The sequence below is a fragment of the Streptomyces sp. SID13031 genome, assembly GCF_010548305.1.
GTDB lineage: Bacteria > Actinomycetota > Actinomycetes > Propionibacteriales > Kribbellaceae > Kribbella.
This window is the reverse complement of the sequence record NZ_JAAGLV010000001.1, coordinates 608,588-620,635: the sequence shown is the minus strand read 5'-3', so window position 1 is coordinate 620,635 and position 12,048 is coordinate 608,588. Positions and strand designations below refer to the sequence as shown.

Sequence of the window (12,048 nt, the reverse complement as noted above, 5' to 3'; positions counted from 1 at the left end):
TCAGTGGGCCGGCTGAGCCAGCGCGTGGGCGGCAGACCCGGCCCGCCGGAGCTGCGCTGACAGCACGACTGTGGAGATGCCGTACACGATGCTGAACAGACCGAAGACCGTGGCCAGGCTGACCGCGCCGAGGTCCGGCCGGATCCCCAGCACGACACCGAGGGCGATCGAGACGAGCCCGGTCAGCGCCCACATCGCCCGCTCCCCGGCGTTCTCGCCCTGCCGGAACGCCATCGCCACCTCGATCACACCGGAGACGAAGGCCCAGGCGGCGATCCAGATCGTCAGCACGAGCGCCGTGATACCCGGCCAGGCCAGCGCGGCGATGCCGGCGACGATGTCGAGCAGGGCAAGCAAGAGATAGCCGACCACCGGGCCGGCGCTGCGGCCCGCGAACGCGCGGGCGCCATCGGCGGCGGCCGCGACGAAGGCGTACACCGCGAAGAGAATCACGAGCGCGCCGACGGTGACGTCCGGCCAGGCAACGGACACCACGCCGATCGCGACGGCCAGCAGGCCACGCCACACCAGTGACGACGAGACGGAAGAGAACATCATCGAACCTCCTTGTTTGGTCTTGCTCAGTTGTGGAGAGCGCGCCATTCGCGCGGGGACATGCCGAACGACTCGCGGAAGGTGCGACTGAAGTGGGTGGCATCGCCGAAACCCCAGGCGTGCGCGATCGAGGAGACCGTCCGCCCGGACACCGCGCTCCGGGCGAGCTCGCGCCGGCAGCCTTCCAGCCGGTGGCCCCGGATCCACTCCCCCAGCACGATGCCGGACCGCGACATCGTCGTGTAGAGATGCCGGACCGAGATGTTGTGCGCCCGGGCGATCTTCGTCGCGGTCAGGTCCGGGTCCGTGAGGTGCTGCCGGGCGAACTCCATGATCCGCAGGGCGAGCGTGTTCTCCGGCGGTTCCACGGCCGGTACGCCGTCGTCGAGCCGGCTGGCGACCACAGCCCGGATCAGCTCGATCGTCGGTGCCTCGAAGACATCCAGGTCCGCTTCGGCGCCCAGACCGACCAGCTGGGTCAGGTACGTCGCCGCGAGCTTCACGACCGGACTTTCTGAGCCGAGGCGCACCCCGACGACGTGGGCGAGCGCCTGGTCGGGCAGCGCCAGCTCCGCCGTCGGAATGCGGACCGAGTACTGACTGGCTTGGTCCAGGCTGGTCGACAGGTACGGCCGGCGGCAGTCGAGCAGGACGAGATCGCCGGGGCCCAGCGTCGTTCGCCGATCGCCCTGGACAACGGACCGCCGGCCGGCCAGTTGCAGCTCGACGACGACACTCGGTTCGGGATCGGCCCGGGCCGGTCGCACCGTGTGCCGAAGGGTCATCCGCGACGTCGTGACTGTCAGGATCGACAACCTGCCCAGCCGGCGATCGGCGGAGGGCAACAGTACGGGGTGCTGGGTCATGCATCTGACGCTAGGAGGCGGGGTGCGCGCCGGGCATCCGCAATCCGACGCACCGATGACCCAAATCGTCAGCCCTGCTGCTGCCGCACCGCCTCGAGGGCCAGGCAGAGTTGGGCGACGTGACGCGGCGCGGTCAGCGTGCAACCGGTCAGCTCCGCGATCCGGCGCAGTCGCTGGCGGACCGTGTTGGGGTGGACGAAGAGCAGCTTGGCCGCCTGTTCGGTCGAGCCGCCGCCGTCGCGCCAAGCCTCCAGAGTGTCCAGCAACAGCTCGCGATCGGCGACCGGCAGCGAGTCCAGCGGACTGAGGGTCGAGCTGACGATTCGCGCCATCACTTCCGGCGTACTGGCCGCGGTCACCGCCAGCGGCGCGCTGTCGAAGAGCGTGACCCCGGCACCGGGCGCGGTGCCGAGGATCGCGAACTTCGCGAACCGCAACGCCTCGCGGGTCCCCTCGAGGGTCGGGTACTGCGGACTGACGCCGACCCGGTGCCGGGCGTGCTTCTCGAGCGCGGTGACGAGCTGGTCGATCCGGTCGTCCTCCGGGAGTACGACGATGCCCACCTGCAGGTCCGCCAGCAGTCGCCAGGCTGACGCCATCCCCACCGACCGCAGCCGGGCCTCCATCTCGGGGAGCGCCTGCCGGCCGACCTCGGGCACCTCGGCGGCGACCACGACGAACGGGCCGCGACGGGAGATCCGGAGGATCTCGGCGGCTTCCCAAAGGGTTTCGTTCTCGGTGATCCGCCCTTCCAGCAACGCCTCCACCAGGGCTGAGCGTTCGTGCTCCTGGCCGACGATGCGCTCGGCGACCGCGTCGCGATACGCGCCGGCCATCGCGTCGGTGAAGTCGTCGAGGATCAGCCAGATCCTGGAGGCGGCCCGAACCAGTGCCTCGCTGCCGAGTGAGCCGGTTCTCTCCGCCTCGGCGACCAGCGCCTCCCAGATGAACCTGCCGCCGACCCGGTAGGCGTCCATCGCCTTGGCCAGCGGCACCCCCAGTTCGGCCCGCCGCCGGCCGCTCTGCCGGGCATAGGAGATGTCGGCGGGTTCGGGTCCGCAGAGCCTCGGCAGGATCGAGCGCAGCTGCGCGTGACAGTCCGCACGGAGATCGGCGTACGGGACGAGGGTGTCGTCCACGTACGCCGTGACCTCTTTCCGGATCCACTCCGCCATCGCCTCGGCCAGCTCGTCGAGCCGCTCCAGCAAGGCGGCGGCCAGCCCGGCGATCTGCCGGTCCAGCGCCCCGTCGTCGTACCCGGTCTCCATCTGCCGATGGTAGAACCCTGCGGTCCCCAGCAGGCTAAGGACGAGGCGACGACCGGATCAGATGGGCATGCAGCTCGGTGGTCAGCGTGTGGATCTGCCGGGTGAGCTGGGTGTTGTCCTTGAGTTCCAGCTCCTGCTCGGTGAAGTCGTGATCCGCCTTGGCCTCCTGGAACGCCGACTGCCGGTTCTGCCCGATCATCACGAACGTGGACAGGAAGATCGCCTCGAGCGAGACGATCAGGGTGAGCGTCGGCCACGGACTGGGCTCGACCACGAGCATCCAGAGCGCGAACCCGGCGGCGTGCAGGTAGACGAACGTCATCGACCCGGCGAACGTGGTGATCGCATCGGCGATCCGCAGCTGGAAGTCATCCGCTCGCTTCGCCTTGACCGCCACGACGGCGGGATGGTGTGGCTGGCCGGCCCTGTCCGTGGAACTCATCCGACCGGTCAGACGTCAGTTCGCCGCGGCGAGATCGTCGGCGTCGGCGCGGGCGATGGTGGCGTCGACGATGGCGTACTCCGCGTAGTCCAGGGCGTAGATCGCGAAGTCGATCGCCTCGGCCGCATCCAGCTCCGCGTCGTCGGCGCGCCGGCCGGCCCGCTTCAGGTCGCGTTCGGCCTTGTGCTGTTCGCCCTTGGACCGCAGGTCGGCAAAGTGGTTGTCCATACCAGTTCGGAGGTCCTGCCACTTCGTCCGGGCGTCGGCCTGCGCCTTGGTCGCCCGGTCGCCGATCCGGGTCTGCTCGGTACTGACGGCCGTCTGCAGCTGCGCCTTCTGCTCCTGCAGCCGTTCCCGGTTCTTCTCCTTCGCGGCGTCGACGACGTCCTCGGTCCGCTTCGTCCGGTCGGACAGGTCGCTGAGTTGCTCCGAGAGCTTCTTCATGTCTGATGCCTTCCTCAGTGGTTCGGGGTGGCCGTTCCCGGCCACCGACTCAGCACCACCGTAGGAGCGCGCCGGGGGGCGTGGTCTGCGGATAATGCTCGACCTCTCGGCTTTTCGTGCGCTGTCGCCCGCCACCGGCGCGGCCGCCGAACGTTGTGGGCGCGCACATCGACATCGGCGCGGCCGGATCGGATCCTGGCAGTGGCCGTCCTGTCCTTCCCGCAGGAGTCCGATCACCACCAGTGCCGAAAGGATCTCCGCGTTGACGTCAGACCTCGTTGGGCGCAGGGCCGAACTGGAGCGGATCGACTCGCTGCTCGAGAGATCCCCCGGAGCCCACCCCGCCCTGCTACTGCGCGGCGACCGCGGAATCGGCAAGACCGCTCTGCTGGACACCGCGGCGGCGCGGGCAGCAGCCGGTGGCCTTTTCATCCTGCGCGCTTTCGGTGCGGAGTTCGAGGCCGGGCTGGCCTTCTCGGCACTGCACCAGCTCCTCTACCCGCTCCGCAACCACGTCGACCGACTCCCCGGCCCGCACCGCCAGGCCATCCGCCAGGTCCTGGACCTCGTACCAGGTCTGCCACCGAACCCGCTGGTCCCCACCGCGGTTCTCCATCTCCTCAGCGAGGTCGCCGCCGAGCGACCACTGCTGCTCATCGTCGACGACGTCGTCTGGATCGACCCCGCCAGCGCGACCACGCTGGGCTTCGTCGCGCGCCGCCTCGGCCACGACCCGATCGTGTTCCTGGCGACCGCGCGGACCGGTGCCGATGCTCTCCTCGACCAGCTCCAGCTGCCCGAACTGGTCATCGCGCCGCTCGACGTACGGTCGGCGGTGACCTTCCTGGACCTCCACTGGCCCGGCCTGGCAGCACCTGTACGGCGGCGAACGCTGGCCGATGCCGCCGGCAACCCGCTCGTACTCCGGGAGCTGCCCGCACTGCTCGACGACCGCCAACGGTCCGGCCTGGACCCGCTGCCGGAATTCCTGCCGCTGTCCTGGCGGTTGCAGGCCACCTTCGCCGAACAGTTCCGAACGTTGCCTGAAGCAACTAGAGGAGTGCTGCTCGCCGCCGCTCTGGAGCCGGATCTGAACCCGGCTGCGCTCAAAGGCCCGGCGGCCGTCGAGGAGCTGGCACCGGCCGTGCGGGCGGGCCTGGTGCATACCGATGGCCGTCGGGTCTGGTTCCCGCATCCTTTGATCCGCTCCGCGATCGTGCACCAGACACCGGCGGGGGAACGCCGAGTCGCTCACCAGGGCCTCGCCGAAGCCATGGCAGGCTTCCCCGAACGCCGTGCCTGGCATCTTGCCGAGGCTGCGCCCGGCCCGGACGAAGCGGTGGCCCGAGCCTTGGACCACGCCGCGATGTCGGCCTGGCGGCGCAGTGAACCGTCCGCCGAGGCGTACCGGGAGCTGGACCCGGCGGCGATCCGGGACCGGCGGCGGGCCGGGGCGGCCACGGCGGTGACGGCGCTCATCCGGGCCGCTGAACTCAGTCCGCACGCGGCCGACCGGTCCCGGCGGTTGATCGAGGCGGCCTCTCTCGCCAACCTCACCGGCCAGCTCGACGAAGTACCGCGGTTGCTGGCCGACGCCGGCCAGGCACCGGACACGCCGACCGGGCTGGTCTTCGCCACCACCGCGCACCTCCTCACCAACCAGGAGGGTGACGTCGATGCCGCCTACCGGCTGTTGACCCAGGCGCTCGACGCCCTCGACCGGACGGCGGGCAACGACCGCCGGTGGGACTCCGACGGGATTCTGTACGCGCTGCTGCTCGTCAGCCTCTACTCGCTCCAGCCGGAACCATGGGAGCTGCTCGACAAAGCCATGGCCTGGTTCGCGCCGGAAGCGGTCATCCCGTTCCGCTTGTGCCACGACGCGTACGTCGATCCGTCCCGCACTGCCGATGCGGTGCGGGAGGGCCTTGCTCAGGCCTTCGCGGCGCTGCCCTCGGACGCGGCGCCCTGGCAGCTCATGCCGCTGGCCTTCGCGGCCGTTGCGATGGACGTCATGTCCGACTACCGGTACCTGGTCACGCGGATGATCGATCGCGAGCGCGACGGCGGGGCGGTGGCGATGGTCATCCCCGGGCTGATGCTGCTCTGCCACGACTCCTACGTTCACGGGCAATGGGACGAGGCCGAGCGGCTGGCCCAGGAGGGACTGGACCTGGCCGCGGTCTACGGCTACCACTTCTGGGAGGGCCAGATCCGGGCCCTGCTGTCATCGGGCGCGGCGCTGCGCGGCAACGCGGACCTCTCCCGATCCCGCCGGACCGAGACCACGAACTGGGCGGCTCCGCGTGGGATGGGAGTGACCGAGGCCTATGCCCGGTCGGCAGGCAACCTCGCGGCGATGGGACGGGGCGACTTCGAAGAGGCCCTGGTCCAGGCCGCGCGGGTCACCCCGCCCGGCGCCCCGAGCGCCGGCATTCCGGGCCGATGGGTGGTACTCGATCTGGTGGAGGCAGCAGTCCGTTCCGGTCACCTGGATCAGGCTCGTGCCCACGTCGCAGCCGCCCGGAAGGCCGGCCTGCAACGGATCGGCCCCCGGATCGCGCTGATGATCACCGGCGCGGAAGCATTGACCACCCAGGACGACCAGGCAGGAGCGTTGTACGAGGCGGCCTTGGCGATCCCTGAGGCCGAACGGTGGCCCTGGGAGCACGCCCGGGTGCAGTTCGCCTACGGACAATGGCTCCGCCGTACTCATGACATCGCGGTCGCCCGGGTGCACCTTCGGGCGGCCCTGGAGACCTTCGAACGGATCGGCGCGGAAGGCTTCGCCCAACGGGTCCGCGAGGAACTCCGGGCGGCCGGTGTTGCGTACGCCGTCCAGCCGGAGGCCGCCGGGGTTGCGTTGACGGCGCAGGAAAGGCAGATCGCCGAGCTGGCCGCGACCGGGCTCACCAACAAGCAGATCGCCGATCGGCTCTTCCTGTCCCACCGCACGGTGGGATCCCATCTTCACCGGCTGTATCCCAAGCTCGGTGTCGCCTCACGCACTGCCCTTCGCGACGCTTTGGAGAGCTTCCAGGGCGAGGAGTAGTTCGGCTACCGCTCGGGGGTCGGTCAGGGAGCGGCCGGTACGCTCCTCGAGGCGGCGGAGGCGGTAGCGAACGGTGTTGGGATGGCAGTACAGGTGGATGGCGGTCTCGCTGGCGGAGCCGTTGTGGGTGGACCAGGTGCCGAGAGTGTCGAGCAGTATCTCGCGATCGTCGGGAGGCAGGTCGTCCAGCCCACCCAGCACAACCTGTACTACGCGCTGCGCGACCTCGGAGTCGGCGACGACGGTCATGGCCAGCGGCGACTCGTCGAAAACGATCACCGGATCGGCTGCCGTCGAGGCCGCCAACGCGGTACGGGCCAGCCGGAAGGCCACGTCGACCTGAGCGGCATCGCCGGTCAACGGGCTCACTCCGACGCGGCCCATCGCATTGCGCCGGACCATCTCGACCACGCGGTCGAGACCGCCGGGGCTCGGGGAGATGAGGCCGATGGTCAGACCCGGCAACCTTTGCCAGGCAGACGGGATCTCGAGGATCCGCAGCCGTTGCTCCACCCTCGGCAGACCTGGCGGATCGGCCAGCACGACCAGGAAGCCCCGCTCGGGCGGCAACTCGTCGGCCAGCTGCCGGAGACTGCCGTTCATGGCGGCCTGCGCGCGGTTCATCGCAAACTCGCCAGTGCCGCGCGGGCGGCGTTGTAGCCGCACATTCCATGTGCACCCGCGCCGGGCGGAGTAGCAGCGGAGCAGAGGTACACCCCAGGAACCCCAAGCGCATAAGGGTTCAGCGTCGCTCGCGGCCGGAAGACCAACTGCCGTACCGTATTGGCGCCGGTGGTGACATCGCCGCCGATGTAGTTCGCGTTGTGTTCCTCCAGTTGCGCGGTCGTCCGCACCCCACGGGCCACGACCAGGTCGCGGAAGCCGGGGGCGAAGCGTTCGATCTGAGATTCGATCGCCGCGGTCGCGTCGCCGCGGAAACCGCTGGGCACGTGTGCGTACGCATAGAGCGGCCGCAGACTGCCCTCACTACGAGACGGGTCGGCGAGGTACTGCTGCCCGACCAACAGATACGGCCGCTGCGGCATCCGTCCGGACACCACGTCCTGCTCTGCGCGGGCCAGCTCGGCGAAGTCTCCGATCAAGTGGATAGTGCCGGCCCGCCGAGAGGCCTCATGCGTCCACGGCACGTCGCCGGACAACGCGAAGTCCACCTTGAACAAGCCCGGCCCATGCCGGAACCGCAGCAACGGCCGCCGGACCCGGGCCGGCATCTTCTCCCCCACGATCCGCACGGCAGCTCTCGGCGCGACGTCGAGCATGACCAGATCCGCGTCACCGAGCTGCTCCAGCGACGAGACCCGTACGCCGGTCACCACCTTGCCGCCAAAGGACTCCAAGGCCGCGATCATCGCCCGGCTGATCGCCCCCGACCCCCCTTCCGCAACCGGCCAGCCGTACGCGTGAGCCGCCGTACCGAGAGCCACTCCGATCGCCGACGAGAACGGCGCCGACAGCGGTCGCAACGCATGCGCCGCAACCCCACCGAACAGCGCTGCTGCCTCTTCCGACCATCCCCTGACGAGCACAGACGCCGGTACTGCCGACAGCGCCCCGAAACGCGCCATCGCCAGCGGATGCGACGGCACCCGTACGACGGGCCGCAGGAAGTCCGCCGTGATCCGGTCGAACTGCTTGGTCAGCGGGCCGAAGACCTGCTGCCACCGATGACCGTCACGGCCCAGCGAGGCAGCGGTCTCCGCGACAGATCGCAGGACGGCGCCACCCCGGCCACCGTCGAGCGGATGCGCGTACTGCACCTCCGGCCACCGCCAGGTCAACCCGAACCGCGCCAGATCGGCCGACCGCGAGAACGGAGTGTCGACGGCCAGCGGGTGGAAGGCGGAGCACTCGTCGTGGATCAGTCCGGGCAGCGTGAGCTCACTGCTGCGGGTGCCGCCGCCGGGGTGGTCGGCGGCCTCGAGGACCTCGACCTCCACCCCGGCCTTGGCGAGAGTGAGCGCGGCGGCCAAGCCGTTCGGCCCACTCCCGACGACGATTGCCTTGGTCATGATCCCGCACCCGCCGCGGTCGTTCGCGGGTAGCGGACCCGTTCGTAGCCGTCCAGCCGCCATTCGACGGTCAACGGGATCGGCCCGTTCGGCAGCCACGGCTGCTCGGCCACCGCGTCCGCCACCTGATAGGTGCCACGCTCGACGATACCGAGCGCCGCGTCGATGACCACATACCGCTGGTAGCTCTTGTGCACCGGCTGCGACTCGATCCAGGCGACGATGAACTCGCCCGGCGCGAAACCGCAGCGCTTCTGGATCGAGGCGATGAACCGGTGGTCGTGCAGGTGACCGTCGCCGAAGTTGAAGCCGATGATGCAGTTCGTCATGAACTCGGCCTCCCGGATCGCGTAGTGGTCGAGATCCTCGCCGAGCTGATCGATCAGGATCGAGTTCAGCGCCCGGCCCTGGCTGTGCAACGCCCGCCAGCCCATCACCTGGTAGAGCGCGAGTTCGGCGGCGCCCCGGCTGCCGAGGAGTTCGGCGACCTGGTCGACGACCATCGGCGCCGGCTTCACCAGCTTCTCGTTCAGCCGCTGCTCCGCACCCGGCGCGAGCGCCCAGGTCGCGGACGCCCAGTTGCCGGCGTACTGGCGCATCGACGGCAGGAAGGACACCAGGTCCGGCCTGAGGTTGCCCAGTACCGGGAAGAACAGCAGCGCGGCGGCCGTCAGCACGAGCAGCCACGGCGTCATGTCCGCGAGGCCGAACCCGTCCCAGTTGGGGTTGCCGAGGAACAGGAACCCGGCGGCGAAGGCGAACAGCACGTTCCACTCCAGCGGCACCGCCAGCGGGAAGGTCGACGTGATGAAGACGTGGAAGCAGATCATCAGGACCGCGGCCACGATCGTCACGGTCTTGTCGGTCGAGAACAGCAACACCAACGGGGTGACGATCTCCACCAGAGTGCCACCGACGTGGGCCAGCAGGTTGCCGCTGTGCGACGGCCTCAGGTCGTCGGGGTAGTTCCGGTAGTTGATCCGCTTCATCGCCTTCAACGGAACCCACGGGGTGTTGCTCACCATCGGCGGCACCACCATGCCGAAGTGCTTGCCGAACTTCGAGAAGCCCGCCCCGACCCACACTATGACGATGAGCAGCTTGAGCGCGACGATCATGTCGACGGCGCCGTACAACGCGAAGAACACCAGCGCGGGCAGGTACTGCTCGCCACGCGCCTGCAGGAAGACCACCTTGTCCCGCAGGCCGAGCGCGATCAGCAGTACGCCGAGGACCACCATCAGCCAGGGCGCGACCCGGCCACCGGTGAAGCCGTGCGCGGTGAGCGCAGCGTCGTCGACGGACGGCAGGACGAGCGAGAGCACCAGCGTGACGATGATCGCGACGTACAGCGCGACATCACCCGGCGTACGGCGATCGCCATCAGTCAACGGGACCTTGCCCGGCCACGGGGGTTCACGGATCGTGTCCACCCGGCCGTAGGTGCGGAAGCCGCCCGTGAACGGTTTGAAGTGGCCGGCCAGCGGACCCCAGGAGCCGGCCACGCCGAGCACCTCCAGCAGCACGGTCCAGAGGACGAACTTCTGGTAGAGCACCGGCTCGTTCCAGAACTCGCCCGGGTGCAAGGGGCTGAAGCCCGAGGTCAGGCTACCCACCAGATAGCCACCGAGGATGTAGAGGAACAGCAGCTTCAGCACATAGATGACGTGGAAGATCTTCGGCGATCCGAAGCCCTCCTCGGCCCAGTACCGGGACAGCACCTTGATCCGCTCCAGGTACGGCAGGTCGTACACCTTGTCCGGTTCCACCGGCGGAACCGACGGTTTCGTGAATCCCATGACGATGCTCCTCTCAGGACTGGAACTGCTGGCGCAGGGTGGGTTTGTCGGGTTTGCCGACCGGGTTCTTCGGGATCGTCGCGACCAGGTGGATCGCCACCGGGACCTTGACCTTGGTCAGCCTGGTCCGGCAGAGCGCGAGCAGCTCGTCGATCTCCACGACGCGATCCGGGTACAGCGCGACCACGGCCACCGGGACTTCGCCGTACACCGGATGCGGGGCGCCGATGACGGCGGCCTCCAGAACGGCGGGGTGAGCGTGCAGGACGGTCTCGATCTCCTTGGGGTAGATGTTCTCGCCGCCGCGGATGATCAGGTCCTTGATCCGGTCGACGATCCGCAGATAGCCGTCGGCGTCGAGGATGCCGACGTCACCGGTGTGCAGCCAGCCGTCGCCGAGCGCGTCGGCGGTGGCTTCGGGCCGGTTCAGGTAGCCCTGCATCACGTTCGCGCCCTGGATCACGACCTCGCCGCGCTCCCCCGTCGGTACCAGCGTGCCGTCCGGCGCCGCGATCCCGACTCGTTGCCCGGGCAGCGCGACGCCGACCGTGCCCGGCTTGCGTACGCCGTCCACCGGGTTGGCCGTCGACGCACAGGTGCCCTCGGTCAAGCCGTAGCCCTCGACGAGGCCGAACCCGTACCGTTCCTCGGTTGCCGCCAGCAACTCCGTCGAGGCAGGGGCCGCCCCGCAGATCGCGAACCGGATCGAGGACGTGTCGGCCGCGACCTCGGCGGGCTGCGACACGAGATGCGAGTAGATGGTCGGTACGGCGGAGAAGTACGTCGGCCGGTACTGCTCGATCGCGGCCAGGAACTCCAGCGGCTGGAACCGCTGCAGCACCGTGAGCTGACCGCCGACCGCGATCGGCGTGAGGAAACTGATGCAGATGGCGTTCACATGGAACAGCGGCAGGATCAGCAGGCAGTGGTCGTCGCCGGTGATTTTCAGGTGCTCGGCCATCATCGAGGCCATCGCGCCGATGTTGCCGTGGGTGAGCATCACGCCCTTGGGCCGTCCGGTCGAGCCGCTCGTGTAGATCAGCAGTGCCAGGTCCCCCGCCTCGGTGACCGGCGGTGGGAGCCTACGGTCAGCACGGCTGGTACGGCGAAGCTGCTGGACCCCGATGCTCGGGCAGCCGCCGTTGGGTGCGTCCGGGCCGGCGTTGACCACGACCGCGGCACCCGCGTCGTTGATCTGGTAGTCCGCTTCGTGCGCGGTGAACATCGGGTTCAGTGGTGTCGCGGCGGCGCCGAGACGCCACGCCGCGATCATCACGACGAGCAGCTCGACCCGGTTCGGCAGCATCACCGCGACCACCGAGCCGGGTCCCACGCCGTACCCGGCGAGTTGCTCGGCGACGGCATCGGTCCAGGCGCCGAGGTCGGCGTAGGTCAGGTCCTGACGGGCATCGCGGACGGCGGGCAGGTAGTCGTACGCCGCCGGTCGCCGCCACGGGAGATAGTCGAGTGTGGTCACGAGGTCCTCCGATCTGGTTGCCCTCGACGGTAGGAATCCGGACCCTGTCCGGTCCTGTGCGCGGGACACGAAGCTCGACGCGCCGTTCGTGCTCGCGAGCTGACAGCTGATCCGG

The 12,048-nt window shown here is 69.3% G+C and carries 10 protein-coding genes; 1 reads left to right on the top strand and 9 read right to left on the bottom strand.

Annotation, left to right across the window (positions count from 1 at the left end):
• From G3I17_RS02755 to G3I17_RS02735, 5 genes are all read right to left on the bottom strand, one after another.
• Positions 1 to 558 (bottom strand): DUF308 domain-containing protein, encoded by a 558-nt coding sequence (locus tag G3I17_RS02755; RefSeq protein WP_239062092.1) that lies wholly within the window; start codon positions 556 to 558, stop codon positions 1 to 3.
• A 23-nt stretch (positions 559 to 581) separates the two neighbouring features.
• Positions 582 to 1,421, bottom strand: a complete 840-nt coding sequence (locus G3I17_RS02750; protein WP_164593567.1) for a helix-turn-helix domain-containing protein — start codon at positions 1,419 to 1,421, stop codon at positions 582 to 584.
• 68 nt (positions 1,422 to 1,489) lie between these two features.
• Positions 1,490 to 2,689, bottom strand: a complete 1,200-nt coding sequence (locus tag G3I17_RS02745) for a helix-turn-helix domain-containing protein (protein WP_164593565.1) — start codon at positions 2,687 to 2,689, stop codon at positions 1,490 to 1,492.
• A gap of 34 nt (positions 2,690 to 2,723) precedes the next feature.
• Positions 2,724 to 3,131: a DUF1003 domain-containing protein gene (locus tag G3I17_RS02740; RefSeq protein ID WP_164593563.1), complete on the bottom strand. Its 408-nt coding sequence runs from the start codon at positions 3,129 to 3,131 to the stop codon at positions 2,724 to 2,726.
• Positions 3,132 to 3,146: 15 nt separating this feature from the next.
• Positions 3,147 to 3,575, bottom strand: a complete 429-nt coding sequence (locus G3I17_RS02735) for a hypothetical protein (protein ID WP_164593561.1) — start codon at positions 3,573 to 3,575, stop codon at positions 3,147 to 3,149.
• Positions 3,576 to 3,837: 262 nt separating this feature from the next.
• Here G3I17_RS02735 and G3I17_RS02730 point away from each other — a divergent pair, with 262 nt between their 5' ends.
• Positions 3,838 to 6,627 (top strand): LuxR family transcriptional regulator, encoded by a 2,790-nt coding sequence (locus G3I17_RS02730; protein WP_164593559.1) that lies wholly within the window; start codon positions 3,838 to 3,840, stop codon positions 6,625 to 6,627.
• Here the strand turns inward: G3I17_RS02730 and G3I17_RS02725 are convergent.
• From G3I17_RS02725 to G3I17_RS02710, 4 genes are read right to left on the bottom strand one after another with little or no spacing between them, the layout of a single operon-like run.
• Positions 6,577 to 7,251, bottom strand: a complete 675-nt coding sequence (locus G3I17_RS02725) for a helix-turn-helix domain-containing protein (protein ID WP_164593557.1) — start codon at positions 7,249 to 7,251, stop codon at positions 6,577 to 6,579. The genes G3I17_RS02730 and G3I17_RS02725 overlap by 51 nt on opposite strands.
• Positions 7,248 to 8,657, bottom strand: coding sequence for an NAD(P)/FAD-dependent oxidoreductase (locus G3I17_RS02720; RefSeq protein WP_164593555.1), 1,410 nt, complete (start codon positions 8,655 to 8,657; stop codon positions 7,248 to 7,250). Before G3I17_RS02720 ends, G3I17_RS02725 begins: the two co-directional genes overlap by 4 nt.
• Positions 8,654 to 10,456 carry a DUF3556 domain-containing protein gene (locus G3I17_RS02715; protein ID WP_164593553.1) on the bottom strand — a complete coding sequence of 601 codons (1,803 nt, stop codon included), beginning with the start codon at positions 10,454 to 10,456 and terminating at the stop codon, positions 8,654 to 8,656. Before G3I17_RS02715 ends, G3I17_RS02720 begins: the two co-directional genes overlap by 4 nt.
• Before the next feature lie 13 nt (positions 10,457 to 10,469).
• Positions 10,470 to 11,933, bottom strand: a complete 1,464-nt coding sequence (locus tag G3I17_RS02710) for an AMP-binding protein (RefSeq protein ID WP_164593551.1) — start codon at positions 11,931 to 11,933, stop codon at positions 10,470 to 10,472.
• Positions 11,934 to 12,048: the final 115 nt, after the last annotated feature.